Origin of the sequence: Bacillus sp. S71 (assembly GCF_016625265.1) — a bacterium.
Taxonomy (GTDB): domain Bacteria; phylum Bacillota; class Bacilli; order Bacillales; family Bacillaceae_G; genus Bacillus_A; species Bacillus_A cereus.
This window is the reverse complement of record NZ_JACVUW010000009.1, coordinates 1-26,652: the sequence shown is the minus strand read 5'-3', so window position 1 is coordinate 26,652 and position 26,652 is coordinate 1. Positions and strand designations below refer to the sequence as shown.

Genomic DNA, 26,652 nt, shown 5'->3' with positions numbered 1-26,652 from the left:
TTTTCTCATATTCTTTTATATAGTACTTTATGAAGGCCAATCGGTTCAATTTCAAAGATTTCACCATATTCCTGAAAGCCTAAGTGTTTGTAATAGTCAGCTACAGTAATTCGGCCATTACACCATAATATATTTGCTTGGCGTTCTTGCAAGATTTGTTCCGCCTTCTGAATTAAGGAGCTTCCAGCTCTTTTGTTCCGAAAGTTAGGTAATGTTGCCATTCCTCGTAGTCTATAATGGATACCTTTTTGCAAATCAGGATATATTTCTTTTGAGAAGGAAGCGATGCTAATCAACTCATCGTTTATAAAGGCACCTAAGTGGAATGTGTCTTTTTCGTAATCAGAAGAGTATTTACAGTCTGCTAGGGACTGATTGGGACGCAACACCGCTTGGCGTAATAAGTGTGTCTCGGATGCATCAATATACTGCACAGTAATCATGTTATCATCCTTTCTTATAAACCTTTTTCTATAAGTTGTATAAAGAAGTATGCAGGTGCAGCGAGAAGGCCGAGTATACTAGCGGTTCCGAGAAGGAGTGAAAGAAAAAGGAATGAGTATTTAACTCCATTTGATTTTTTCCAACCATAGCTGCAAATTTCAATGCTAACACCGATGAGAATAATGGCGACGAGTACTTCCGCTAATAATAAGAGAGCTAAAGTTACAATAGACATAATGTAATCCATCCTCATAATATGTGATAGTAACATTTTACCATATGAAATTAAAAAAATGCCCCTCAATTATGTGAGGGGCATTTTTTTACTCTAATATGTTTTTTAGTGTATCGATATGCTCTTTTGAACCTGTTACAAGTAATGTATCGCCGTGTTGTAGTCTTGTATCACCATGTGGTATTAATGCTTTATTACCGCGGTAGATTTGAATGACAAGTACATCACCTAAAAACGGAAGGCGGCGAAGCGCAATGCCGTTATATTTATTGCTGCGTAGTTCAACTTCGCGTACTGTTTCGTTTGCTGTTGTAATTAAGCGAACGAGACTAGGTTTATCAATAAGTGCACGTAATAAAATACGTGTAGAGTTAATTGTTGAGAATACAGCGATATGTTCTTGCGTTGCTTTTTCTTGTAGAAGTGGATCTTCTACACTTGCAATAACATGTTCAACACCTAGCTCTTTTGCATGTTCTGCTAATAATAAGTTTTGTTCATCATCGCTTGTTGCAACAACGACGCGATCTGCATCAAATGCTGTTTGTTCAGTTAATGATGCGATTGTGATGTCATCTAATTTCACGATAGGGAAGTCATGCGATTTCGCTTCCTCATCATTTATTTTGTTTTGACGCATCATATATAGTGTTACGTCATAATCTTCTCGTTTTAAATCTAGTGATAACGGAAGGGTAATTCTGCTCGCGCCAATAATAGCTACTTTTGGTTTTGGTGTTTCTACTTTTGGGAACATTTTTTTAAACAATATAGGTGCAAAAATACAAGTAATAACTGCGCTTAAAATAAGAGAGGCAGATAAACTTGGACTGATGATCCCTAGTTTTTCACCAATTTGTGCAGCCGCGATAACTAAAGAAAGTGTCGATGTTAATAAGATTGCACTTCCAAGTACGATATTACGTGGATACCATTTTCGTAAGACGAGTGATGGTAAGAGTTTTGAAATAAAGAGTCCTACAATTAAGATTGGGATCATTAGCATGCTAGAAGGCTCTTTAAAAATAGACCATACCTCTAGATTTACACCAACCATTACGAAGAAAATAGGGATGAAGAAACCATAGCCGATGGAATCAAGTTTTTCCACCATATCTTCATCGGGTGATAATAACGATACAAGTACACCTGCTAAGAAGGCACCTAAAATATTTTCTGCTCCAACAGATTCCGATAACCCAACTAAGATTAAAATGAGTGCAAAAACAGCCCGTGTATCAATTTGTACACTACCAGCTTTTAAACTATCTAAGTATGGAATGTTTTTAAAGCGTTTTGCAATAAAGTAAATGACAATACCGGCACCGAATAGAAGAAGTAAGAGCCACATACTTTGGCCGCTTTCGGAATTTAATCCGACGAAAACAGCGAGTAAAATCATTGTAACTAAGTCTGCAATAACAGCAACTAATAAAATGATTTGTCCGATTGCAGTTTTTCCTAGGTTGTTCTCTTTTAGTGTTGGTACAACAACACCTAAAGAAATAGTTGAAATAATTAAAGTCATGAACATTGCATTATCTACAAATCCTAGCCATACGAATAGTAATGATAGGGCATAAGATAAGATGAAAATAAATAAGAAGATAATGCTTGCTGCTTGAAATGTATTTGGTTCGTTTGTCGTATTTTTTTTCCCTTTTTGTTTAAAGATAGAAAAATCAATTTCTAAACCGCTTAAGAACATGAGGAAGATAAATCCTAATGTTGATAAAACTTGAAGCCACATATCTGGCTCAATAATATTAAACCCACTTTTACCTACAAAGATTCCTGCAATAATTTCTGCAACGACAACAGGAAGTGCTTTTAATTTAAAGCGTTGTAACAAAAGGGGAACGAAAAACGCGATTGCAACGACAACCATAAGTGATAGAACAGAAGTATGATGTTCCATTGCGTTCTCTCCCTTCAAATAAATATAGTACCTATTTAGCCATATAATAGGTAGAAAAGCAACGCATATGGATTCGATTTCATAAAGAAAGACTTTTCTTAACATTTGTCATAATAAGTATATTCTTCATGATTCTGCTGTTAATTCCGTAATGTGGATGTAATGGGGGAGGGAATAAAAAAAGACTGCTGAGATTCCTCAGCAGTCTTTTTCATGTACATTACATTGAGAAGAAGATCCATACAGTTAAACCAACTGTTGCAGTTGCAACGAAGAAACTGTATATCATTGTAAGAATTTGAACTCTTCCTTCTCCTTCTTTTAAATGCATGAACATAATTAATTGTAACAATGCTTGCGCAACAGCCATTATGATAATAGTTGTTAAGACTGTTGAAAGTGGCAATGTTGTGTAAAGTGCCACGTATAACGCTAGAAACGTTAATGCAAGCGATAAAATAAATCCGAAAACGTGTGACCAAGGGAATCCGCTATGCGCATGCCCGTTTGCTTGATTGTTATTTTGAGCCATCTACGCCACCATCCCGTTCAAGTAAACTAGTGTGTAAATAAAGACCCAAACAAGATCAAGGAAATGCCAGTATAAGCTGATAATGAATACTTTACGAGCTGTAACTGGTGTTAAACCTCGTTTTAAAATTTGGATAATAACACAAATTGCCCAAATGATACCGCCTGTTACGTGGGCTCCATGCGTTCCAAGAAGAACGAAGAATGCAGATAGGAAAGCACTTGTTTGAATTGTTGCACCTTCACCGATGTACATAATGAACTCTTCGATTTCAAAGAATAGGAAACCTGCACCTAAAAGTAATGTAAGGACGAACCATCCAAGCATTGCTTTTTGGTTGTGCTTACGCATTTCGTGAATTACGATACCACATGTGAAACTACTTGTTAAAAGTAGTAATGTTTGAATTAAAAGCGTTTTAAGTTCAAACAGTTGCGCTGGTGTTGGGCCATCTGCCGTACGACCAGCAAGGACTAGATAAGAGGCGAAAAGTGTTGCGAACAGCATAATTTCAGCCCCAAGAAAAATCCAGAATCCTAGGATATTCAATCTGCTTTGTTCGGATTGATATTCCAAAGGTAAGCTTTTATCTAAAGCCGCCATGTCATTTCACCTCTCATGCTATATGTTCTGTTTCTTTAATTTCATCAACGCTTACGTAGTAGCCATCATCATAATCGAATGAACGATAGATTAAGCAAGCTAAAATACCAACGCCGCCGATTGCTGCAAGCCAGAACCAGCTAAATACTAATGCGAAACCTGCAAGACCGAAGAATAAAGACGCAATAATAGGCACACCAGAGTTACTTGGCATGTGAATTGGTTTGATATCTTCTGCTGCTGGTGTAACTGTTTCTCCGCGTTTTTTCATGTACCAGAAAGCATCAGCTTCTTTGATTTCAGGAAGTTTCGCGAAGTTGTAATGTTGTACAGGAGATTGAGTTGCCCATTCAAGTGTACGGCCATCCCATGGATCTCCAGTTGTGTCACGTTCACCGTGACGTGCACTCCAAATTACGTTGTAGCAAAGAAGTAGGAAGCCAATACCCATCATTACCGCACCAACAGATGCGATTTGGTTTAGCCATCCCCATCCAAGACTTTCAGAGTAAGTGTACATACGACGAGTCATACCGTCTAAACCTAAGAAGTACATTGGGAAGAAACAGATGTTGAATCCGCTCATAAAGATCCAGAATGTCCATTTACCTAGGCGTTCATTTAACATATGACCAGTCATTTTTGGATACCAGAATGTGAATCCAGCAAGCATAGCGAATACTGTACCTGCGATTAATACGTAGTGGAAGTGAGCGATTAGGAAGTAGCTGTTATGGTATTGATAATCAGCTGCTGCCATTCCAAGCATAACCCCTGTAACCCCACCGACTACGAAGTTTGGAATAAATGCCAATGACCAAAGCATTGGAACTGTAAAACGGATACGTCCTTTATACAGTGTAAACAACCAGTTAAAGATCTTAACACCGGTTGGAATCGAAATCGCCATTGTCGAAATCGAGAAGAATGAGTTAACCGCTGGACCTGCACCCATCGTGAAGAAGTGGTGAAGCCATACGACGAAACTTAGTAAAGAAATTGCAACCATTGAGTATACCATCGCACTGTAACCGAATAGACGCTTACGTGAGAATGTACTAATGATTTCAGAGAAAATACCGAATGCCGGTAAAATAACGATATATACTTCAGGGTGACCCCATACCCAGAACAGGTTGGCCCATAACATCGGCATACCGCCGCTCGCCATCGTAAAGAAGTGAGCATCGAATAGACGGTCAAATGTCATTAATGCAAGAGCAACTGTTAATACTGGGAAAGCGAAAATAATGATAATTGTTGTAATTAAGATTGACCAAGTAAACATTGGCATTCTCATTAAAGTCATACCAGGTGTACGCATTTTTAAGATAGTAACAAGGAAGTTAATACCGGTCATTAGCGTACCGAGACCTGAAATCTGTAATGCAATTGCGTAGTAGTTATTTCCTACGCCTGAAGTAAACTCTGTACCTGCCATTGGGAAGTAAGAAGTCCACCCAGCGTCTGGAGAACCACCGATTACGAAAGCGATGTTGAATAACATTGCTCCGACAAAGAATAACCAGAAACTTAAAGCATTTAAGAACGGATATGCAACATCACGAGCACCAATTTGTAATGGTACTACAAGGTTCATTAATCCCATAACGAATGGCATTGCCATGAAAAGAATCATTACTGTACCATGCGTTGTAAAAATTCCGTTATAGTGTTCAGCGTTTAAATAAGTTGTTTCTGGGAATGTTAACTGTGCACGGATCATTAAACCATCCATACCACCACGGAATAACATGATAACCGCAGAAATAATATACATGGCTCCGATTTTTTTATGGTCAACAGTTGTTAACCATTCGTCCCAAAGCCATTTCCATTTTTTATACTTTGTTAGTACGAAAATGATTGCTAATGTCACAAGAACGATAGAAGCGTCTGCACCGTAAATAATCGGGTCACCTGTGACAAAGAATTCATCAAGCTTCACTGTGTTCACTCCAATCTGTTGGAATAATAGCTATTATTTTTTGTTTTTGTAGTAGTTGTAATCACAATATTCAAGTGATTTTGGATCTACATAACTTAAGTGGTGACTAGAGAATGTCATACGACCAACTACACCAGGTTTAACAATTTCGTTGTACTTAGCTTCTGTTAGTTTAGGAGCAGTTTCTTGTACTTCTTTAACCCACTTGTCATATTTCTCTTTAGTTTTCGCTTCAACTTCGAACTCCATGTGTGTGAATCCTTCACCAGAGAAGTTCGCACTACGGCCTAGGTAAGAACCTGGCTTATCAGCTTGTAAATAAAGATCCATAATCATGCCATCCATTGTGTACTTCATACCACCAAGTTCTGGTACCCAGAAAGCATTCATTGGGCCGACAGAAGTCAGTTTGAATTGAATTGGTACACCAGCTGGGATGTTTAAATAGTTAACGGTTTCAATTTTTTCCTCTGGGTAACTGAATAACCATTTCCAGTTTGCAGATGTAACATAAATTTCAACTGGTTTAATATGTTTGGACTCTTTCGGAACCTCTTCCGAAGCATAAGTTGCTTTTACTGTTGGAATCGATAATGCGATAACGATAATAACAGGAACAAGCGTCCAAATAATTTCTAGTAATGTGTTACCGTGTTGTTCAGGTGGCTCATAGTCCATATTCTCTGGTTTTTCACGATAACGAATCAAGATGACTGTAAACAGAATGAATACAATTGCGATAATTAATGACATAAGCAAGAATGACCAAACAATTAAATCATACTGTGCTTTTGCAACAGGTCCTTGCGGATTTAATACTGCGAGTTTTTTATCACAGCCACCGAGGAACAGAAGTAATGATAACGGAAGAAGCGAAGCCAACTTCCAAAACGCTTTCTTTAGTTGCACGATTGAAAATCTCCTTTCTCCTTGGATTGAAACTATGCCAATAAAACAATATAAACCTATTAATTTATAGAAGGCAATAGTTTTTGATATATTGTTAAAAAATAGACACAAATGCACACTTTTTAAGGTGAATATCATTTGTAACTTGATTACATTGTAAACTATTTTCCAGAGAAAAACGTGATTGTGAAAATTTTAAGATAAATAAAGTTATACCAGGATATCCAAGAAATAGAAAAAAGCTATCTTATCATAAGAAAGATAGCTGAATATTTTGTATATTTAGTTTATTTCTTGTGTGACAGTTCGTGGCTGTTCAAGTTTGACAATTTTTTTATATTTAACTTGGTATAAAATGTAACAAGTAATCATAAATGGAATGCCACAATAAAGAGCAATTCTTTGATCTGGAATGAAAGCCAAACTAACAAATGTAATGAAATTGAGCGAGAACGCTACGATTGGAACTAGTGGATAGAGCGGTGTACGATATTTTAAATCATTTATGTCGCCACCATTTTTCACGAAATTTCTACGGAAGAAAAACTGTGAAGCGGCGATTGACATCCACACGACAACAGCAGCCATCGCTGCAATAGATGTTAAAACTAGAAAGACAGTATCTGCCGCAAATACACTTGTTAATAAAGAAAGACTTGCAAAAATCAGACTGAAAATTAATGCGTTTAGTGGTACACCTCTTTTAGTTAATTTAGTAAACGCTGGACTTGCCATTCCTTGTTTTGCCATCGCCCACAGCATACGAGAATTTGCGTATAGACCAGAGTTAGCAACGGATAATACAGCTGTAATAATAACGAAGTTCATAATGTCTGCTGCATATGGGACACCGGCTACATCAAATACAAGTACAAAGGGACTTTCGACTAGATTAGCCTCTTGCCACGGGAGTAAACCTACAACAACTGATATCGCTAAGACGAAGAAGAAGAGAGTTCGCCAAATTGTATTTTTGATTGCTTTTGGAATTGTTTTTTCAGGATTTTCACTTTCTCCTGAAGCGATTCCGATTAATTCTGTTCCTTGGAAGGAGTAATTTACCGTAATCATCGTAAGAAGAACAGCTAATGCGCCGTTTGGAAATAGCCCGCCATTTTCAGTGAAATTATGAAGCATCGGAGCTGGCTTTCCATTAAAGTCTAGTAGACCGAACATAACAGCGCCACCAAGTACGATGAAAATAACAATTGTTGCAACTTTTACACTTGCGAACCAAAACTCTGCTTCTGCATATGCTTTTGCTGATAAAGCGTTTACGAGGAAGAGTGCTGCTGCAAATGTAACGCACCAAATCCATGAAGAAACGTCTGGAAACCAGCGTTTCATTAAAATACTTACAGTTGTTAACTCTACGCCAACTGTAACAGCCCAATTTAGCCAATACATCCAACCGACAACAAATCCAAAACCAGGTGAAATGAATTTGCTTGCATAGCTTTGGAATGAACCTGCTTCTGGCATAGCAACGGATAATTCACCAAGACATAACATCGTTAAATACATAACAAATCCACCGACTAAAAATGCAAGAATAGCACCACCAGGTCCGGCATTATGGACAATTTGACCAGATCCCATAAATAGACCGGTTCCGATAACGCCGCCGAGTGCAATCATAAATAGGTGTCTACTTTTCATTGTTCGTTTTAAATCTGTTTGTTCAATTTGTTGATTCATATGCCCCTCACCCCGTATTTTCTTGAATGTGTGAACTTCGTTTTATTCTGAGTTTTTAATCATTAGTGGGGGATGCAACACACACTCGGTTTATTTACTATGAAATGAATGGAGTATGTAAAAAAACGAACTATGACTAAATACTCTAAGAATGTTTGTTAACATGGTGATATCTTCACCATGTTAACAATTTTGATTTTAACAAAATATTCTGGAAATGTATATTTATTTTTCTTTTTATTAAAAATAATTAGAATTTTTATAATTAATTCTATGAGCGATAATTCACATGATCTTTCTAGCAAACTAGTAAGAAGAAGGGTACAATGATAAGAGTTGTGTCTGTAAAATAATAATTAATGGAGTTTTGTTTATAATGAAAAAGTTAAAATATCTTTTTGTTTTTGGGATTATACTTGCTGCTGCATTTTTTATTGGAAAAGATAAAATTATGCAAAAGGCGCAAGTTCTACGCTTAGAGTTTCTATCTGAAATGAAAGAAGCAGCTATGATTGAGGATGTTCCGTTTATTAAACAATTACCAGAATTACCTCGAGGATGTGAAGTGACAAGTTTAGCTATGTTGTTGCAATATAAAGGTGTACAAGTAGATAAGATGCAACTTGCTAGCGAAATTCATCGCGTTCCATTTGAACAAAATGGCGTACGGGGAAATCCTTACGAAGGGTTTGTTGGAAATATTTATACAAAGGCAGAGCCTGGATATGGTGTATATAATCAACCGATTTTTAATTTGGCAGAAAAATATGTTCCTGAAAAAGTAATTAATTTAACAGGTAGAGACATGCAAGATATATATAAAGTAATTAGTTCTGGTTCTCCGGTATGGGTCATTATTAATACGACGTTTAAGCCGCTAGCTGAAAGTAGTTTTGAAACATGGAATACGAGTTCAGGTGAAGTGAAAATTACATATTATGAGCATAGTGCAGTAGTAATTGGATATGATCAAAACTTTGTATATGTAAATGATCCTCTTAAAAATAATCCGCGTTTGGCTGTTCCGCGAGCAGAATTTGAGAAAGCTTGGGAGCAAATGGGAAAACAAGCAATTACTATTTTATAATAATGAAAAAGTCATCTTTTGGGTGGCTTTTTCTTTTTGAGTTGTTATTACAGAAAATTTAGAAGATTCTTTTAAAAGTTAACAATTCACGTTATAATAACATTTAACTTGGTGAAGAAGGAGTGAAGGGGTATGGATGTTGCAAAGGAATTTGTTTTGTCAAAAAATCAGTTAGTTGAGTGGAGAAGGCATTTTCATAAGTATCCAGAGTTATCTTTTCAAGAAGAAAAAACATCGCAGTTTGTGTTCGATATACTTCGGAAATTCCCATATTTAGAAGTGTCACGGCCGACTGAATATAGTGTGATGGCAAAGTTAGTAGGTAAACATCCGGGCAAAACAGTTGCGGTTCGAGCCGATATGGATGCTCTTCCTATTCATGAAGAAAATGAGTTTGATTTTATTTCTACATATAAAGGTGTGATGCATGCATGCGGTCATGATGGACATATAGCGATATTACTTGGAGTCGTACATAAGTTAGTGGAAGAAAGAGAGAAGATTAAAGGGGAGATTCGTTTTCTATTCCAACATGCTGAAGAAAATTTTCCTGGTGGTGCAGAGGAGATGGTTGCTGCAGGTGTAATGGAAGGTGTGGATTATATTATTGGTGCTCACCTTTGGGCGTCGTTAGAGGTTGGGAAAATAGGTGTTATTTATGGTCCTGCAATGGCTGCACCGGATGTTTTTAAAATTAAGATAGAGGGAAAAGGTGGACATGCTGGAATCCCTCATGAAACGGTGGATAGTATCGCAATCGGAACACAAGTCGTTTCGCAACTTCAGCAAATTGTATCTCGCCTCACGAATCCATTAGATTCTCTCGTAATATCTGTTACACAATTTCATGCGGGGACAACTCATAATGTAATACCAGAGCAAGCCGAGATTGAAGGGACAGTGAGAAGTTTAAGACATGAATTACGAGGTGAAACAGAGAAGAAGATTGAGCGGATTGTGAAGTATATTACGGAATCTTACGGAGCAAAATATACATTTTCATATGAATATGGATATCGACCAGTTGTAAATGACTATGAAGCTACAGAGCTTATTGAACAAACGGCATTACAACTTTATGGAAGGGATAGAGTTGTTCGTTTACAGCCAACGATGGCTGGAGAAGATTTTTCAGCGTTTTTACAAAAGGCACCGGGGACATTCTTTTTTATCGGAGCAGGAAATAAAGAGAAAGGTATTATATATCCTCACCATCACCCTCGTTTTACGATTGACGAAGATGCATTACCGATTGGAGTGGAAGTCTTTGTATCGGCCATTATGAACTTTATAAGTAAAGGAGAATGAGATGAAGAAAATACACATCCTAGCGCTTATTCCAGTTCTTTGTTTAGTAGTTGGGCCAATATTTGCGAATTCAGTTACTCCTTACGTATTAGGGATGCCCTTTTTATTATTTTGGGTATTATTATCAGTGTTTATTACATCTCTTTGTATGGGGCTTGTGTACGTGTTTGATCCTGCTAATAAGGAGGATGTAAAATGACTGCATTACTTATCATTATTTTATTTTTGTTTCTCGCACTATTTTTAGGGATTCGGGCACAACATGGAAAAGATATGAATTTAGAGCAATGGTCAGTTGGAGGAAGAGGGTTTGGCACTATTTTTGTTTTTCTCCTTATGGCAGGTGAAATTTATACGACGTTTACATTTTTAGGAGGAAGCGGCTGGGCGTATAGTAAAGGCGCACCTACCTTTTATATTTTAGGCTATGGTGCTTTAGCTTATCTTTTATCGTATTTTTTATTGCCACCGATTTGGAAGTATGCAAAAGAGCATAACCTTGTTTCGCAGTCGGATTTTTTTGCGAAGAAATACAGAAGTAAGGCGCTTGGACTTATTGTTTCAATTGTTGGTGTTGTTTCCATCATCCCATATCTTGTTTTACAGTTAAAGGGACTGGGAATTATCGTTTCAGAAGCGTCTTACGGAAGGGTATCACCTGTTGTTGCGGTTTGGATTGGTGCTATTGTTATAACTATATATGTAATGGTTTCAGGTATACACGGTTCAGCTTGGACGGCTGCTTTGAAGGATATTATGATACTGTTTATCGTTATGTTTTTAGGTATATATTTACCGTATCATTATTATGGAGGATTTCAGCCGATGTTTGAAGCTGTAGAAGCAGCGAAACCAGGATTTTTATCTTTACCTGAAGAAGGAATGAGTATTTCTTGGTTTGTTTCTACTATTATATTAACGGCCCTCGGTTTCTATATGTGGCCTCATACATTTGCTTCTGCTTTTTCTGCAAAAAATGAAAAAGTATTTCGTAAAAATGCAGCAATTATGCCATTGTATTCTTTAGTGTTACTTTTCGTATTTTTCGCAGGGTTTGCTGCTATATTGCAAGTTCCTGGGTTAAAGGGAGCGGATGTAGATCTTTCGTTAGTCCGTCTTGCTTTACAAACTTTTGATCCTTGGTTTATTGGGATTATTGGTAGTGCGGGAGTATTAACGGCATTGGTTCCAGGCTCTATGCTTGTTATGGCGGCTTCTACACTGTTAGCAAAAAATATTTATCGAACGATTGTTCCATCTGCTTCAGATAGACAAGTTGCTAAGATGGCAAAATTATTTGTGCCTGTAGTAACGCTCGTGGCAGTTTTATTTACATTTAAAGGAGGGGAAACAATAGGAGCGCTTCTCTTAATGGGGTACAGTATCGTTACGCAACTTTTCCCTGCACTTGTATGTAGCTTGTTTCCACGCCAAATTGTTACGAAGCAAGGAGCGATTGCAGGAATGGGAGTTGGGCTGTTAGTGGTCGCATATATTACCTTATCTGGCTCAACTATAGCTACGATGTTTCCGAGTTTTCCGCAGTATATAAAAGATTTGAATGTGGGCATAGTCGCATTGTTAATTAATATGATTGTGATGTTTGTAGTTAGTGGATTTACAAAAGGTGTATTTATAAAGAAAAACACTACAATAGTAGAAAAGTAATTCGTTTATTGGAGCTATCTTTGCAAAGAGATAGCTCTTTTTTGTATATATTTTCTTCTATTAGCGGAATCTAACTAAAAACTTGTTGAAAAGGAAGTTAGGTGGGGAAATTGTTAGAGCTTGAAGGTAACTTATTTGAAGTTATGAAAGAAATTAGGGATGAGTTAGGTTCACCTAATGATTTAACAATTAGAGAAGTTGCTCTTGCTGGGAGTTTTACACGTTGTGCGGTTGTGTTTTTATGTGGATTAACAGATAAGGATAATGTTTATAAATATGTCATTCGCACACTGCAATACGAAGAAATTCAAAATGAGGAAGCTGTTGTTCAAACGTTATTGGATCGTTTTATTTCTATCGCAGAAGTGGGTGTAAAGACGAAGTTTCCAGATATTATGAATGCGATTTTAGCGGGAGATACAGTTATATTAATTGATAATATTCAAACTGCTATCGTTATTAATAGTAGGGCTTGGGAGAAGAGAAGTTTAGAGCCACCAGTGACAGAAGATTTAATACGCGGACCGAGAGTTGGATTGAATGAAGATATTAATGTGAATAAAATGTTAATCCGACGCAGTTTACGCGATCCAAAGTTGAGGTTCCAATCTTATATTATGGGGAAGCGATCGCAGAAAGAAGTAACCCTAGTATATATAGAAGATATTATAAATCCTCACATTGTAAAAGAGTTAGATCGCCGTCTTCAATCAATAGTGACAGATGTCGTTTTGGAAACAGGTACGATTGAACAATTAATTCAGGATAATAATTTATCCCCATTTCCACAATTTTTGAATACGGAGAGGCCTGATAATATTATAGCCTCATTAGCGAAAGGGAAGGCGGCCATTTTAGTAGATGGATCCCCGTTTGCTCTTATCGCGCCACTCGTATTTGTTGATATTTTTCAATCTGTAGAAGATCATTACGAGCGCTGGGTGATTGGAACGTTATTAAGATTTTTACGTATGGGATCAGGTATAATTGCGGTTTTGTTACCAGCTATGTATGTAGCGCTTGTATCTTACCATCAAGGACTTATTCCTTCTAAACTGGCTTATTCAATTGCGGGTGCGAGGGAAGGTGTTCCGTTTCCAGCATATATTGAAACGTTAATGATGGCCTTGACTATGGAATTAATACGAGAAGCTGGAATCCGATTGCCGAAACCGATGGGACAAACGATAGGGATTGTAGGAGGTCTTGTAATTGGAGAAGCTGCGGTAAATGCAGGGATTGTAAATCCGTTTTTAGTTATTATTATTGCGGTTACTGCGATTGCTACGTTTTCGCTTCCTGTATATAGTATTACGATTACGTTCCGAATTTTACTTTTCGTCTTTGTATTAGCTGCAACGGCTTTTGGGTTGTATGGGATCATTCTAGCTCTGATTGCACTTGCTATTCATATTACAAATTTAACAAGTGTTGGTATACCGTATACAACCCCAATTGCTCCTGCATTTTATAAAGATTGGAAAGAAGAATTTATTCGCATGCCAAAATCGATGTTGAAAGATAGACCAGAGTACTTACAAACAAAAGATTCTACAATACGTCCAAAGGAGCGAAAATAAGTGAAACCATTTGAGTATGGCGATGAAGAGATTGGATCTCGGGAAATTGGGTTTGCGGTATCATCGACCATTATTGGTATAGGGGCATTGTCTATGCCAAGAGATATCGCTAACCAAACTTTATTTTCGGACGGTTGGATTATCTTGCTTTTGGGTGGATTGATCTGCGCAGTTTTAGGTTGGTTTGTGACGAGAGTAGCTATCTTATTTCCGAAACAAAATTTTGTTCAATATACGAGTGCGCATTTGACGAAGCCTGTTGCATACACAATTAGTAGTATTTTAGTATTAACGTTTGCTGCTTTGACAGCATATGAATCGCGAATGATTTCAGTTATTTCTCAAACGTATTTATTTAGTGATACACCGATACAACTACTGTCTTTCTTCTTCTTATTAGTTGTTATTTATGGAATAGCAGGATCACGAGCAGCCTTATTAAGGTTAAATGTTTTATTCTTACCTATTGTTTTAATTGCAATAGTACTTCTTTCTTTATTAAATATAAATCTAATGGAAATAAATAATTTACTACCAGCTTTTCAAACGAAAGTAAGTCAATACGCTGTTGGAGTTAAAAATTCTATTTTTACGTTTATTGGATTTGAAGTAGCTTTATTTTATGCGGTGTTGCTAAATGATAAGACAGCGAAAAAAGCGCCAATGGCAGTCGCGAAAGCGGTGATGGTAAACGTACTGTCATACATTTTAATTTATGTAACTTGTATTAGCGTTTTTACTTATATGACAACACGTGGATTGACATATCCAACAATTGAATTAGGGAAAGAAATTGAAATTGGGGGAGGATTTTTAGAAAGGTTTGATGCGATTTTTTTTACGACTTGGATTATTACAATTTATAACACTACAGCAATGTATTATGACGTCGCATCTTTATTGTTTTGTGCTATGTTTCCGAAAGTGAAGAAACATATTTTTATTTTCGTAAGTGCCCCTATTATTTTTATGGTGAATATGATACCTAGTAGTTTGAATACTTTATCAAGTTATGGGACTTATTTAGCTTGGATAGATATGGGGTTTGTTGTGTTAGCTCCTTTGCTCGTTTTAATTATATATAAAATAAAAAGAAGGAATGGTGGAAATGAAACACCTTCTTAAAATTATAATGGTTATGGCTTTAACTGGATTTATGAGTGGGTGTTCTGAGTTAGAAGAGATAGAAGAAAGAGGATTTGTAGTAGGAGCGGCTTACGATATCGTGAAGGAGAAGAAAGCGAATCCAATTATGAAAGGGACCTATCAGATGGTACTCCCTAGTAAATTGTCTCAACAGGGCGGACAAGGGGGTGGGGATAGCGAAAATTATATTAATGTTAGTGCAAAAGCAGATAGTGTATTTGAACAAATAAGAATAATCGCCAAAAAAATTAGTCGTACATTATTTTTCCCTCATATACAGGTGATTATTTTCTCTGAAGAATTACTTTCACATCCATACATTTTACAAAATACGTTAGATGTATATATTCGCGATCATGAGATGAGAAGAAATATTCGTTTGTTCGTTTCTAATAAAAATGCCGAAGCTATTTTAAAACAAAGTGCCAAGCCTGAAAATTTACCGGCGCAGTATATTGATATGTTAGCTGAACACCCTCCGAAAAATGCCCAAATGATTGAGGCTGCAAGAATTGGTGAGGTGCAGGAAAAGATGATTTCTAACCGAAGTTTTGTATTGCCTATTCTGGAACTAACAAAGCAAGGAGTACAAATGAATGGTGCAGCATTGTTTCGTGGAAAGGATAATAAGTGCGTAGGCAATTTGAGTGGGGAAGAAACATTAGGGATGAATTATATAATAGGTAAAAAAATTGGAGGTTTTTTTACCATCCGTAAAAAGAATCAACTTATTACATATGAAATTCATAAGTTACGTCGAAAAATTAAAGTATCCACAACGAATGCTACAAAACCGAAATTTAATATTCATTTATTTCTGGAAGGTACAATAGCTGAGTTGCACTTTAGTGATCATAAAAAGGTTTTGAATGAAAAGCGTTTAGAGAAGGATATATCGGAAGAAATGGAGGAGCGTATTCAAAAGTCGATTAAGCTTGTTCAAAAAAAATATAAGGTAGATGTATTAGAGTTAGGGGAAGTGTATAAGAGACATAATTATAAAGAATGGACAAAAATAAGTAAGAATTGGGATCAAGGCGAAAATTACTTTAGTAATGCTGAAATTACTGTTCACGTTCATCCAACAATTGAACATTCAGGTTCAGCTTTACCGAAAAGAGTGAAATAAGGTGATGAAAGTTGTTTACTGGATTAGGAATTAGTTGCACGATATTAATGGCGGTGCTGCCGGGGGCTATTTATTTCATTCATAAAAAACTCACAACGTATGGAGCGCAGCCGTGGAATACTGATGTACAAAAAAAGAAACCTGAATGATTTTCAGGTTTCTTTCGGGCAAAGCATATGTGAAGGGGGATGCCTTCTATGTATGCTTTGTTTTATACAAGCCCTAACCAATGTACCAATTGTGTAGAGAGGAATGTAACAACAATGGCGATAACGGTAGGGATTGCAAACGATAAGAATGTCCATTTTGCACTTTTTGTTTCTTTGTATATGTTAACCAGTGTTGTTCCACACGGGAAATGAAGAAGTGAGAACAACATTGTGTTTAACGCTGTTAACCAAGTCCAACCATTTTCTAGGAATAGATTTTTAATTTGATTAAAATCATCTATTTCAGTTAAAGCCCCAGTTGATAAGTAAGACATTAATAAAATTGGGATTACAATTTCATTAGCGGGTAGTCCAAGAATGAATGCAGCTAGAATAAACCCGTCAAGTCCTAACATTTTAGCAAATGGATCTAGGAAATTTACAAAATACATAAGTAAGCTTGTGTCACCGATAAAAATATTAGCAAGTAACCAAGTTAATGCAGCTGCAGGGGCAGCAACAACTATAGCTCGTTTTAAAACGTAGATTGATTTATCGAGTGTTGCGCGAACAATTGTATTCCAAACTTTTGGCTTGCGGTACGGAGGTAACTCCAGTGTGTAGTGAGTTGGAACCCCTTTTAAGGCTGTTTTTGATAGTACCCAAGAAACAGTTAATGTCATAATAACACCAATTACAACCATTCCAACTACAACGCCAGCAGTAACCAATGTTTGCATACTGCCTGTATAACCAGCAGCCATAAATAGTGAAGCCATTAAAATTAACATAGGCCAGCGACCGTTACAAGGAACGAAGTTGTTCGTTAAAATTGCTAGCATACGTTCACGTGGTGATTCAATGATACGTGTTGACATAATGGCTGCTGCATTACAACCAAATCCCATTGCCATTGTTAAAGATTGTTTCCCGTGTGCGCCGGATCGTTTGAATAAGCGGTCCATATTAAACGCGACACGTGGTAAGTATCCGTAGTTTTCTAATAGCGCGAACATAGGGAAAAAGATTGCCATAGGTGGTAACATAACGCTAATAACAGCACCGATACCACGGAATAAACCAAGTATTAAAATGCCATGTAACCATTCAGGTGCATGCGCTGCTTGGAACCAAGATGTTAAATATCCTTCGGCCCATCCGAAGAATTCGGCAATCATATCAGATGGTACGTTAGCGCCTGCAATTGTAAGATAAAAAATAATAGATAAAATACCGAGCATAATTGGGAATCCCCAGATTGGAGATGTGAAAATTTTATCTAGTTTTTCGGAACGATATAATTTATCAGTATTTGTATATTGGACAGATTCTTTACATATGCTTGCAGATGTTCGGTAAATATCTCCGACTATATCATCTCGTATATCTTCTTTTGAAAGTGATTGTGCATGTTGAATAATATAGTCTAATGGAAGAGCTTTACTGGCTGAGTGAGATTCCATTAATTACGACCTCCCTTACAAGTGGTTCATTATGGTGTTTTTGAAGTGTAGTTAAGAAATTTTTATCTCCATCTAATATACGTAACGCAATCCAACGTGCTGGATACGTATCACCGAACACTTTATAAATTTGTGGTTCTAATTCCTGAATCATATTTTCGATTTTTTCGCTGTAAGTAATTTTAATTGGTGTTGGAATTAGTTTTTTATTTGCTACTTTTGCAATAACATTTAGCAAATGACCAATACCTACTCGGTTACGTGCTGAAATTTTAACGACAGGTACACCAAGTGATTTTGCTAATTTCTTTTCATCGATAACAATCCCTTTTTTCTCGGCTTCATCAATTAAGTTAATGCAAATGACTACATTATTTGTCATCTCCATCACCTGGAGTGCTAAATTTAAATTTCTTTCCATAGCAGTTGCGTCTATGACAACTACAGTTACTTCTGGTTTTTCGAATATAATATAATCCCTCGCTACTTCTTCGTCTGCGGAATTTGAGTATAGTGAGTAAGTTCCAGGTAAATCTATTAATGTATAATTACTTCCGTTATGTTCATATTCTCCTTCAGCTTTTAAAACAGTTTTTCCCGTCCAGTTTCCAGTATGTTGTTTTAAACCTGTTAAAGTATTAAATAATGTACTTTTCCCGGTATTCGGGTTACCAGCTAAAGCAATACGATGTTTGCTCATCTGAAATCATCTCCTATTAATACCCCGAAAATAAGGGAGCTTTCTTCTTTGCGCAGTGCAATAGTTGTGTTGCTCACTTGATAAGCGACCGGATCTCCAAGTGGACTGCGTTGCAATACTTTAATCGTTGCCCCTGGGATAAATCCCAAATCTAATAAACGTCGTTTCATAGTTCCTTCTAATTGTATCTTCTCAATTTGTACAAACTCCCCTGTTTTAAACTCGGAAAGGGATTTAGTATTAGCCGATACCATAAAAGTTACCTCTTCTCTATATTTTTAGTGTTAGTTTAAAAAGTTTCCTTAGGTAAACTTTTTGTTAGTAATATAGTAGACTACATTGGATGATGCTGTCAATTAGTACTTTAAAAATATTCATTTAATTTTAGAATTGTTCCAATTTATTTAGTTGTACTAAAAAATATTACTGAAATTCTTTTTAATGTGCATAAATTAGGCGTGAAAAAGTTACAAAATACAGCGGAATTGTAAATGTAACTTTAACTAAAAGGGAAAAAGAGAGAAAAACATTTACATTGAATTTACATTGTTAAGAATAAATTTACATTACAGCATAGTTAGTGTGGTTTTTGTTTGCTTCTTTAACTACAAATGTTGGGATTCCTAGCTTTTGAGGATGATTATCGTCATTTACTTAAAATTAAAAATTGCTTAACACTCACATAATATTGTTGTCCTACAATGAATTTGTGTTCGAAAGAAAATGAATTCGAAAAGTGATAATCCAAATGGGGGTACAAGACATGGTTATGAAAAAAGGTATTAAATTTTCTTTAGCAGCTTTAGTGGTAGCAGGAGCATTAGTTGGGTGTGGGAAAGCAGAAGATACAACTAGTAAAGAAACTGCTAAAGGAAGCGATAATACAAAACAAGAATTATCAGGTACGATTGCAGCAGCTGGTTCTACAGCTCTTCTACCTCTTGCGGAGGAAGCTGGAAAGAAATTCATGGAGAAAAATTCAAAAGTTTCTATTCAAGTTCAAGGTGGCGGTAGTGGAACTGGGATTAACCAAGTAGCATCTGGTGCAGTACAAATTGGTAATTCAGATGTTCCGTCTGGAGATAAAATAAAAGATGCTGAAAAGGCGAAAGAATTAGTAGATAACAAGGTAGCGGGTATTGCATTCGCTCTTGTCGTAAATAAAGATGTAAAAGTTGATAACTTAACAGTGCAACAAGTACAAGATATCTTCACTGGAAAAGTAACAAACTGGAAAGAAGTAGGCGGAAAAGATGAAAAAATCAACGTAATTAATCGTCCGGCTTCATCTGGTACACGTGCTACATTTGAAAAAACGATTATGAAAGACGCGAAAATTAATGATGGAACTGGTACAACACAAGATTCTAACGGTGCAGTAGAGCAAGCTATCAATTCTACTCCAGGTTCAGTAAGCTATTTAGCGATGTCTTACATGGTTGGAGATAAAAAAGGTGCACTACAAACAGTGAAAATTGATGGTGCTGAACCGAAAGTTGAAAACATTGCGTCTGGTAAATATCCATTCTGGTCTTACGAGTATATGGTAACAAAAGGTGAAGCGAAAGAAGCAACAAAAGCTTACATCGATTATGTAAAAGGTAAAGACTTTGAAAAGCAAGTAGAAGATATGGGCTACATTCCAATGTCTAAATTAAATAAGTAATAAAGTTTTATGGGGCTGGCTGCAAGGCCAGTCCTGTTCATTTCAATCTGTGAAGTGGGGTCTGTCCTGTGATGAAGGGGAAAAAACAAATTAATTACGTGAAAAGTGAATATATAGGAAGATCACTTGTTACGTTTTGTGGTATTTTTATTGTTTTAATTACATTAGCTATTATTGCGTTTATTTGTGGTAAAGGTATTCAATCTTTTACACAAAGTGGTATCTCATTTACTGAGATGTTAACATCGACAAAATGGAATCCAAATGCTGATCAAGGATCCTTCGGGGCTTTAATTTTCATTGTAGGTTCAACGGTGGTTTCGTTAGGTGCGGTTATTATTAGTGCACCAATTGCTATAGCTCTTGCTATATTCATGAATTTAATTTCGCCAAAGTTTGGAAATAAAGTATTGAAGCCTGTTCTAGAATTGTTAGTTGGTATTCCTTCAGTTGTATACGGATTATTAGGGGTTACGATTTTAGTACCACTATTACGTGATTCGTTTGGGGGAGTAGGCTTTAGTTTAATTGCGGGTATTGTTGTATTAAGTATTATGATTTTACCTACTATTGCTAGTATCGCTTCTGATGCAATACGTTCTGTTCCATTTGATTATTTAGAAGCTTCTTATGGTCTAGGATCAACAAAATGGCAAGCGATTAGCCGAGTGATTGTTCCTGCTGCGAAAAAAGGGATTTTAACAGGTGTTGTTTTAGGCTTAGCGCGTGCTTTCGGTGAAGCGTTAGCGGTTCAAATGGTAATCGGGAATACGATTAAATTACCAGAAGGAATATATAGTCCGACAGCGACGTTAACTGGTATTTTAACAATGGATATGACGAATACATTGAACGGAACTGCTTGGAACAATGCGCTATGGACTTTAGCGATGATTTTACTTGTTATTTCATTCCTGTTTATTTTAGTAATTCGAGCGATTGGGCAAAGAGGTGAGCGATAATAATGAATGCAAGAACGGTAAATAAAGTTTGGACAGGTATCTTTTATGCGGTTGCGGCTTTAGTTGTAGCTTTGCTAGTGTTCTTAGTATTTGAGATTTTACAAAAGGGATGGGGGTTTTGGGATCCTAATTTCTTGTTTGGAGAACCAAGCAATACAAGAGCTGGTGGTGGGATTGGTCCGCAGTTATTCAATTCCTTCTACATGCTTGTTATAACGCTTATTATATCTATTCCTCTTGGATTAGGTGCTGGAATATATTTAGCAGAGTACGCAAAACAAGGACGTTTTTTAAATTTTGTTCGTCTATGTATAGAGACGATGGCGTCTTTACCTTCTATTGTTGTTGGTTTATTTGGTTTGTTAGTGTTCGTTACAATGACAGGTTGGGGATACACAGTAATGGGTGGTGCTCTTGCTTTAACTATTTTAAATTTACCAGGTTTAACGCGTGTTTGTGAAAATGCGATTTCAGAAGTTCCTCATAATGTAAAAGAGGCAAGTCTTGGATTAGGTGCAACGAAGTGGCAAACAATCGCTCGTATTATTATCCCATCGTCATTACCACAAATTATTACAGGGATTATTTTAGCGGCGGGTCGTATATTTGGGGAAGCGGCAGCATTAATTTACACAGCGGGTTTAACATCCCCGATTTTAAATTCAGCAGCGGATTTCTCAAGTCCTGCGCATCCTTTAAATCCGTTTAGACCAGCTGAAACATTAGCGGTTCACATTTGGAAATTAAATTCTGAAGGAGTTATTCCAGATGCGAAGTTGATTGCGACAAAATCTGCAGCTGTATTAATTATTATGGTATTACTATTCAATGTTATTTCACGCTTGATAGCATCTATATTACACAAGCGCTTTACAGGAACGAAAAGAAAAAGTAAAGCAACGAAAAAGGTAAAAGCGGCATAAATTATAAAGAAGAACTCTCTATTTATAAGTAGGGGGTTCTTTTGTATTTTAATATAGAAGGAATGGATGTAATGATTGTTGAATTTGTGATTAATTATAAAGAACAGATGTAATTTAGAGAGGAGTTTTAATTTGTTTTTTCTGCAAATGTCAGGTTTTCCTGGGTCAGGAAAATCGACAGTTTCTAAGTATATAGCGAAATTAACAGGTGCTGTAATTATAAATCATGATGTTTTAAAATCCGCGTTGTTAAAATCATTAAAAGTAAAAGGAATTGAATCAACGATTGTTGGTGGGCTTGCGTATGATGCCGAATGGGTATTGATTGATTCTTATTTAGAACAAGGGCATAGTGTTATATTGGATAGTCCGTGTTTATATGAGGGAATGGTTGAAAAAGGAATTAAATTATCAACTAAACATGGTGTGAAATATAAATATATTGAGTGTTATCTTAATGATATGGAAGAGATTAATAGGAGACTGCAAACACGTAAGCGTATGATCAGTCAAATTGAAAAGGTGGAGTCGGAAGTAGGTTTTGAAAAGTGGTTAAATGGTAGTCAAAGACCTTTAAATAATGAATACCTTATTGTGGATTCTAGTAAACCTATAGAGCAATATGTGGAAAAAATGATGGATTATATGACTAAGTAGAGAAAAGACGTTATCTTCATTTGTGAAGATAACGTCTTTTGTTTTTAAATATCAGGTGTTTCTGTTGAAGTGCTTATTTTCCTACGGGAGCGTCTTTTTCTCCCGATTTTATCTAATAGTTCATACATAACTGGAACGACTACTAATGTAAGAACAGTCGAGACTGCCAAACCGCCGATGACAACGACGGCTAAACTTTTTGATACCATACTTCCTGCTTGGGATTGGCCAAATAGGAGTGGGAGCATAGCGACGATTGTTGTAATAGCTGTCATAATAATTGGGCGTAGTCTAGTAGAACCTGCTTCAAGTAAGGCTTCTCTAGTTTCCATTCCGTGTTCCCGATTTTGTTGGACTCTTTCTATTAATACAATAGCGTTTGTAACAACAATCCCGATTAACATTAATGCGCCAATCAAGGAATTTATATCAACAGGTGTTCTTGAGATGATTAATCCTAAAATACCACCGACAGCAGCTAACGGTAAGGAGAATAGGATTGCAAAAGGAGCGCGTGCTTGGCCGAAGGTGATAACCATAATTAAATATACAATCCCGATTGCAATCCCCATAATTTTGAATAAATCTGTAAAATTCTCTTGCATAGATTCAGTAGCTCCTGCGATATTTACTTTTGAACCGCTAGGTAAATCTAAGTCAGTTATCGCTTTATTTACTGCTGTGTTTACTTTACTCAAATCTTCATTTGAAGCTTCGGCGGTAATTTGAATTGTTTCTTTTCCGTCTTTATGGAAAATTTCTGTTTGCGTTTGTTTTTCTGAAATAGTTGCGATGTCTTTTAAAGGAATTGGTCCATTAGTAGGTGATAGTATGTTTGTATTTAAAATATCTTCTTGTTTACCAATGTTTTCCTTTTTATGTTCTATCATAATAGTAGTTTTTTCATTATTAATTGTAATTTCGCCAATAGGTGACTTCTTCATAAGGAATGCTACTTGTTGCGCAGCTATTTCTGGTGTTAAACCTAGTTGTTCAGCCTTTGTTTGATCAATATGAATTTGCCATTCTTTCTTAGAGTCTTCTAAATTCGTTTTTACTTTAGAAAGATCATCCATGCTTTTTAGTTTTGTTTCGACGATAGTAGCCGCCTCTTTTAAATCCGCTTCGTTAGTAGCTGTTACGTTAAATTGTAAGTTGTTGCCGCCGCCAGAGCTTGAATAACTTGTTTTTATATAATCAAGTTCAGCAGGCTCAAAAGTTTTATTTTCCTTTTTTAACTCTTTAATATATTGATCAATATCAGAACCTTTTTTAAAGACTACAAATATACTAGCAAGGTTATTTTTAGTTGTTTGCCCCCATTGTGCATCTTCTGCGCTAGATCCCATTCGTAAAATAACGTCTGTTACATCTGAATTAGAAAGTAATTTCTTTTCGAAATCAAATGCTTTTTGTTTTTGAGCTTCAGCATTATAATCGGCTGGAAATGTCATGTTAATAGATAACATTGTGTCGTCCTCAGATTTTATGTTTGCTTTCGGTAGTAATATATAGGCTGCAATTGATCCTGCAAATAATAAAAATGCAGTAAGTAGAATAATGAATTTATGAGAAAGAGACCACTTTAACGTAGCGACATATCGTGATGAAGAACTTGGCTTTCGATGCTTTGTTTTTTTGAGTAGTAAAAAAGCCATAAGTGGAACGACTGTGAGTGCAACGATTAAGGATGATAGAATAGAATATACAACTGCTAATACCATAGGTAACATTAATTTTCCGATTGCTCCTGATACGAGGCCGATAGGTAAAAAAACAGCGACCGTTGTTAAAGTAGAAGAAGTAATTGCGACGGCGACTTCTTTCGTTGCATCAAGAATAATATTTTTAGAGAAAGAATCTTTTTGTAAACGGCGGAAAATATTCTCGATGACAACGATACTATCATCGACGAGACGTCCAACCGCAACAGCTAAACCACCAAGGGTTAAAATGTTAAGTGTGATGTTAGATTGATGTAGTAAAAAGAGTGTTAATAAAATAGATAATGGAATACTGACAACAGCGATGAGTGTTGTTCGGAAGTTACGTAAAAAGATTAAGATAATTAGAGTTGCAGCGATTGCTCCAAGTATTACTTCTTTTCCCATGCTAGTAACAGCATTTTCAACTTGTTCATGGGTTGAGGCTAAAAGTTTAATGGAAAACTGATCTTTATATTCCTTATTTATCTCTTTAACTTTTTTATCAATCTCTTTTCCAATTGCAACTGCATTTTTGCTCGGTTCTTTCATGATGATTAATCCAGTGCCTTCTTCTCCGTTTATATGTGAGATTGTATCGTAGTGTTGTTTGATTTCGATTTGAGCAATGTCTTGCAATTTCACTTGGGGTACCACAGTGATGTTTTTAATGTCATTTACATTTTTTATGTCCCCAATGACGCGGAGGTTGTATTCTTCCTGATTAACAGTAATTGCCCCAGCTGGAGTAGAAGTTTCTTTTCCTTGTAAAACAGTGAGTACCTGCTGTGATGTTACGTTTTTGTTTTTTAATTGGTTCGGATCAAGTACGATAGATAATTCAGAGGTGGATTTTCCGAAAAACATAACATTAGCAACACCATCAATGTTTTCGAGTTGTGGTACGATTTCTTTTTCAATTTGTTTTTCATCTGCTTTTGAAAACCCGTTTTGTTTCTGGATAGTAATTTGGGCGAGTGGAATCATAGAAGTGTTTAGTTGACTAACTACGGGCTTGGTTACATCTTTAGGTAATTTAATTGTATTGACGGCTTTTTCGACTTCGCGTGCTGCATCTTTCATGTTTGCTTTTGATGTATACGCAATGTCGATACGTGATAATCCCTCGTATGTAGAAGAAGTAATGGTGTCGACGTGCTCTAAATTGCGAAATTGTTTTTCGAGAGGATCAGTTACATCCTTTGTCATCGTTTCAGCGTCGAGTCCTTGAGATAAGGTTGTGACGGTAATTGCTGGATTGTCGATACTTGGTAAAAATTCCATAGGTAATTTAGAGCCGGAATAAACACCGAGTATGGAAATGAGAAAAATCATGATGATAATGGCAGCTCGGTTTTTTAATGAAAACTTTGTTAACCTATCCATAAAATAATTCCTCCATTGGTTTATTTATAGTTGAGTACATCCTTTCTTACTATATAACAAAAAATGGATATTTTTCATTAATTAAATGTAAAAAAATTCTAACAATATTCTTAAGTTAATATTTGCATTGGAATTGTTTAATGTGGATGGAATTTTTTCTTAAGGCTAAGTTATATCGTTATTCTATAGAAGGATAATTATTATAAACTTTAATATAGAAGAGAATGAAAACTTGGGAAGGTATTGTGAAATGCAATTTGGTTGAATGAAGTGTAGTAGTATACAATCAGAATAACTATTTTTAGTAGGAAGGATAATAGTTCTTTCTATAGAAGAAAGTAGGATAGATATTTTTTTGTGTTTTTTATAAAAAACACTTGTTATTTAAAAAACATGATGGTATATTAATAACCGTCGCTGATGCGGAAACGCAGAAAACGACAAAAAAGAAATTGAAAAACTTAGTTGACATCGAAAAACGAAGATGTTAACATAAGGAAGTCGCAAATGAGCGACCAAGTAGTTCTTTGAAAACTGAACGAAACAAACAACGTGAAACGTCAATTTTTATTTTTAGATGCTAGACAAACTAACTTTATTGGAGAGTTTGATCCTGGCTCAGGATGAACGCTGGCGGCGTGCCTAATACATGCAAGTCGAGCGAATGGATTGAGAGCTTGCTCTCAAGAAGTTAGCGGCGGACGGGTGAGTAACACGTGGGTAACCTGCCCATAAGACTGGGATAACTCCGGGAAACCGGGGCTAATACCGGATAACATTTTGAACTGCATGGTTCGAAATTGAAAGGCGGCTTCGGCTGTCACTTATGGATGGACCC

24 protein-coding genes and 1 rRNA gene are annotated in these 26,652 nt (G+C 36.2%); 13 read left to right on the top strand and 12 right to left on the bottom strand.

Annotated features, from left to right (window positions below; translation table 11 throughout):
• Positions 1–5: 5 nt before the first annotated feature.
• From IBT51_RS19005 to IBT51_RS18970, 8 genes are all read right to left on the bottom strand, one after another.
• Complete coding sequence (locus IBT51_RS19005) at positions 6–443, bottom strand: GNAT family N-acetyltransferase (protein WP_200458524.1); 438 nt, start codon at positions 441–443, stop codon at positions 6–8.
• 14 nt (positions 444–457) lie between these two features.
• Positions 458–715, bottom strand: a complete 258-nt coding sequence (locus IBT51_RS19000; protein WP_071714271.1) for a DUF4022 family protein — start codon at positions 713–715, stop codon at positions 458–460.
• A gap of 52 nt (positions 716–767) precedes the next feature.
• Entirely contained in the window at positions 768–2,597 is a 1,830-nt protein-coding gene (locus IBT51_RS18995) for a monovalent cation:proton antiporter family protein (RefSeq protein ID WP_064532083.1), read from the bottom strand.
• Between the two features lie 220 nt (positions 2,598–2,817).
• The gene (qoxD, locus tag IBT51_RS18990; protein WP_000068425.1) at positions 2,818–3,129 is read right to left on the bottom strand and encodes a cytochrome aa3 quinol oxidase subunit IV; all 312 of its coding nucleotides are present in this window, start codon (positions 3,127–3,129) and stop codon (positions 2,818–2,820) included.
• Positions 3,130–3,732: a cytochrome aa3 quinol oxidase subunit III gene (gene qoxC, locus IBT51_RS18985; protein ID WP_000729316.1), complete on the bottom strand. Its 603-nt coding sequence runs from the start codon at positions 3,730–3,732 to the stop codon at positions 3,130–3,132.
• A gap of 13 nt (positions 3,733–3,745) precedes the next feature.
• On the bottom strand, positions 3,746–5,680 hold the full coding sequence (qoxB, locus tag IBT51_RS18980) for a cytochrome aa3 quinol oxidase subunit I (RefSeq protein WP_000762374.1): 1,935 nt from the start codon (positions 5,678–5,680) through the stop codon (positions 3,746–3,748).
• A gap of 33 nt (positions 5,681–5,713) precedes the next feature.
• Positions 5,714–6,589: a cytochrome aa3 quinol oxidase subunit II gene (locus tag IBT51_RS18975; protein ID WP_001176165.1), complete on the bottom strand. Its 876-nt coding sequence runs from the start codon at positions 6,587–6,589 to the stop codon at positions 5,714–5,716.
• Between the two features lie 282 nt (positions 6,590–6,871).
• On the bottom strand, positions 6,872–8,287 hold the full coding sequence (locus tag IBT51_RS18970; RefSeq protein WP_001075764.1) for an amino acid permease: 1,416 nt from the start codon (positions 8,285–8,287) through the stop codon (positions 6,872–6,874).
• Positions 8,288–8,663: 376 nt separating this feature from the next.
• Between IBT51_RS18970 and IBT51_RS18965 the strand changes: the two genes are divergently transcribed.
• From IBT51_RS18965 to IBT51_RS18930, 8 genes are all read left to right on the top strand, one after another.
• Complete coding sequence (locus tag IBT51_RS18965) at positions 8,664–9,374, top strand: C39 family peptidase (RefSeq protein ID WP_000734491.1); 711 nt, start codon at positions 8,664–8,666, stop codon at positions 9,372–9,374.
• A gap of 132 nt (positions 9,375–9,506) precedes the next feature.
• Positions 9,507–10,682, top strand: a complete 1,176-nt coding sequence (locus tag IBT51_RS18960; RefSeq protein ID WP_088021832.1) for an amidohydrolase — start codon at positions 9,507–9,509, stop codon at positions 10,680–10,682.
• Between the two features lies 1 nt (position 10,683).
• On the top strand, positions 10,684–10,881 hold the full coding sequence (locus IBT51_RS18955; protein WP_000719836.1) for a DUF3311 domain-containing protein: 198 nt from the start codon (positions 10,684–10,686) through the stop codon (positions 10,879–10,881).
• A complete protein-coding gene (locus tag IBT51_RS18950) occupies positions 10,878–12,350 on the top strand; it encodes a sodium:solute symporter family protein (RefSeq protein WP_063546480.1) in 1,473 nt (490 codons plus the stop codon). The genes IBT51_RS18955 and IBT51_RS18950 overlap by 4 nt, the downstream gene beginning before the upstream one ends.
• Positions 12,351–12,451: 101 nt before the next feature.
• Entirely contained in the window at positions 12,452–13,930 is a 1,479-nt protein-coding gene (gene gerLA, locus IBT51_RS18945) for a spore germination protein GerLA (RefSeq protein WP_103574563.1), read from the top strand.
• Complete coding sequence (gene gerLB, locus IBT51_RS18940; RefSeq protein ID WP_000802006.1) at positions 13,931–15,055, top strand: spore germination protein GerLB; 1,125 nt, start codon at positions 13,931–13,933, stop codon at positions 15,053–15,055.
• On the top strand, positions 15,039–16,205 hold the full coding sequence (gene gerLC, locus IBT51_RS18935) for a spore germination protein GerLC (RefSeq protein ID WP_023521200.1): 1,167 nt from the start codon (positions 15,039–15,041) through the stop codon (positions 16,203–16,205). Before gerLB ends, gerLC begins: the two co-directional genes overlap by 17 nt.
• An 11-nt stretch (positions 16,206–16,216) precedes the next feature.
• Entirely contained in the window at positions 16,217–16,354 is a 138-nt protein-coding gene (locus IBT51_RS18930) for a hypothetical protein (protein WP_000493991.1), read from the top strand.
• A 62-nt stretch (positions 16,355–16,416) separates the two neighbouring features.
• Here the strand turns inward: IBT51_RS18930 and IBT51_RS18925 are convergent, their stop codons facing one another.
• From IBT51_RS18925 to IBT51_RS18915, 3 genes are read right to left on the bottom strand one after another with little or no spacing between them, the layout of a single operon-like run.
• Complete coding sequence (locus IBT51_RS18925; RefSeq protein ID WP_069355020.1) at positions 16,417–17,817, bottom strand: nucleoside recognition domain-containing protein; 1,401 nt, start codon at positions 17,815–17,817, stop codon at positions 16,417–16,419.
• The gene (locus tag IBT51_RS18920) at positions 17,795–18,517 is read right to left on the bottom strand and encodes a FeoB small GTPase domain-containing protein (protein WP_000033865.1); all 723 of its coding nucleotides are present in this window, start codon (positions 18,515–18,517) and stop codon (positions 17,795–17,797) included. The genes IBT51_RS18925 and IBT51_RS18920 overlap by 23 nt, the downstream gene beginning before the upstream one ends.
• Positions 18,514–18,771 carry a FeoA family protein gene (locus IBT51_RS18915; RefSeq protein ID WP_000252994.1) on the bottom strand — a complete coding sequence of 86 codons (258 nt, stop codon included), beginning with the start codon at positions 18,769–18,771 and terminating at the stop codon, positions 18,514–18,516. The genes IBT51_RS18920 and IBT51_RS18915 overlap by 4 nt, the downstream gene beginning before the upstream one ends.
• 509 nt (positions 18,772–19,280) lie before the next feature.
• On the opposite strand from IBT51_RS18915, the gene IBT51_RS18910 reads away from it, so the two are divergent.
• The 4 genes from IBT51_RS18910 (at position 19,281) to IBT51_RS18895 (ending at position 22,725) form a co-directional block, all read left to right on the top strand.
• Positions 19,281–20,183 carry a phosphate ABC transporter substrate-binding protein PstS family protein gene (locus tag IBT51_RS18910; protein ID WP_000245112.1) on the top strand — a complete coding sequence of 301 codons (903 nt, stop codon included), beginning with the start codon at positions 19,281–19,283 and terminating at the stop codon, positions 20,181–20,183.
• Between the two features lie 71 nt (positions 20,184–20,254).
• On the top strand, positions 20,255–21,145 hold the full coding sequence (gene pstC, locus IBT51_RS18905; protein ID WP_000676676.1) for a phosphate ABC transporter permease subunit PstC: 891 nt from the start codon (positions 20,255–20,257) through the stop codon (positions 21,143–21,145).
• A gap of 2 nt (positions 21,146–21,147) precedes the next feature.
• Positions 21,148–22,068: a phosphate ABC transporter permease PstA gene (gene pstA, locus IBT51_RS18900; RefSeq protein WP_000994139.1), complete on the top strand. Its 921-nt coding sequence runs from the start codon at positions 21,148–21,150 to the stop codon at positions 22,066–22,068.
• 132 nt (positions 22,069–22,200) lie between these two features.
• Positions 22,201–22,725, top strand: a complete 525-nt coding sequence (locus IBT51_RS18895; RefSeq protein ID WP_088021830.1) for a P-loop nucleotide/nucleoside kinase family protein — start codon at positions 22,201–22,203, stop codon at positions 22,723–22,725.
• Between the two features lie 44 nt (positions 22,726–22,769).
• Here the strand turns inward: IBT51_RS18895 and IBT51_RS18890 are convergent, their stop codons facing one another.
• Positions 22,770–25,814, bottom strand: coding sequence for an efflux RND transporter permease subunit (locus IBT51_RS18890; RefSeq protein ID WP_088021829.1), 3,045 nt, complete (start codon positions 25,812–25,814; stop codon positions 22,770–22,772).
• A gap of 595 nt (positions 25,815–26,409) precedes the next feature.
• Between IBT51_RS18890 and IBT51_RS18885 the strand changes: the two genes are divergently transcribed.
• Positions 26,410–26,652, top strand: a 16S ribosomal RNA gene (locus IBT51_RS18885); the annotation flags it as partial.

What these genes read in the sequence shown, in the direction of transcription:
- IBT51_RS19005 (WP_200458524.1), bottom strand. Translation starts at nt 443, where the DNA reads ATGATTACTGTGCAGTATATTGATGCATCCGAGACACACTTATTACGC.
- IBT51_RS19000 (WP_071714271.1), bottom strand. Translation starts at nt 715, where the DNA reads ATGTTACTATCACATATTATGAGGATGGATTACATTATGTCTATTGTA.
- IBT51_RS18995 (WP_064532083.1), bottom strand. Translation starts at nt 2,597, where the DNA reads ATGGAACATCATACTTCTGTTCTATCACTTATGGTTGTCGTTGCAATC.
- qoxD (WP_000068425.1), bottom strand. Translation starts at nt 3,129, where the DNA reads ATGGCTCAAAATAACAATCAAGCAAACGGGCATGCGCATAGCGGATTC.
- qoxC (WP_000729316.1), bottom strand. Translation starts at nt 3,732, where the DNA reads ATGGCGGCTTTAGATAAAAGCTTACCTTTGGAATATCAATCCGAACAA.
- IBT51_RS18970 (WP_001075764.1), bottom strand. Translation starts at nt 8,287, where the DNA reads ATGAATCAACAAATTGAACAAACAGATTTAAAACGAACAATGAAAAGT.
- IBT51_RS18965 (WP_000734491.1), top strand. Translation starts at nt 8,664, where the DNA reads ATGAAAAAGTTAAAATATCTTTTTGTTTTTGGGATTATACTTGCTGCT.
- IBT51_RS18960 (WP_088021832.1), top strand. Translation starts at nt 9,507, where the DNA reads ATGGATGTTGCAAAGGAATTTGTTTTGTCAAAAAATCAGTTAGTTGAG.
- IBT51_RS18955 (WP_000719836.1), top strand. Translation starts at nt 10,684, where the DNA reads ATGAAGAAAATACACATCCTAGCGCTTATTCCAGTTCTTTGTTTAGTA.
- IBT51_RS18950 (WP_063546480.1), top strand. Translation starts at nt 10,878, where the DNA reads ATGACTGCATTACTTATCATTATTTTATTTTTGTTTCTCGCACTATTT.
- gerLC (WP_023521200.1), top strand. Translation starts at nt 15,039, where the DNA reads ATGAAACACCTTCTTAAAATTATAATGGTTATGGCTTTAACTGGATTT.
- IBT51_RS18925 (WP_069355020.1), bottom strand. Translation starts at nt 17,817, where the DNA reads ATGGAATCTCACTCAGCCAGTAAAGCTCTTCCATTAGACTATATTATT.
- IBT51_RS18920 (WP_000033865.1), bottom strand. Translation starts at nt 18,517, where the DNA reads ATGAGCAAACATCGTATTGCTTTAGCTGGTAACCCGAATACCGGGAAA.
- IBT51_RS18915 (WP_000252994.1), bottom strand. Translation starts at nt 18,771, where the DNA reads ATGGTATCGGCTAATACTAAATCCCTTTCCGAGTTTAAAACAGGGGAG.
- IBT51_RS18910 (WP_000245112.1), top strand. Translation starts at nt 19,281, where the DNA reads ATGGTTATGAAAAAAGGTATTAAATTTTCTTTAGCAGCTTTAGTGGTA.
- pstC (WP_000676676.1), top strand. Translation starts at nt 20,255, where the DNA reads ATGAAGGGGAAAAAACAAATTAATTACGTGAAAAGTGAATATATAGGA.
- pstA (WP_000994139.1), top strand. Translation starts at nt 21,148, where the DNA reads ATGAATGCAAGAACGGTAAATAAAGTTTGGACAGGTATCTTTTATGCG.
- IBT51_RS18890 (WP_088021829.1), bottom strand. Translation starts at nt 25,814, where the DNA reads ATGGATAGGTTAACAAAGTTTTCATTAAAAAACCGAGCTGCCATTATC.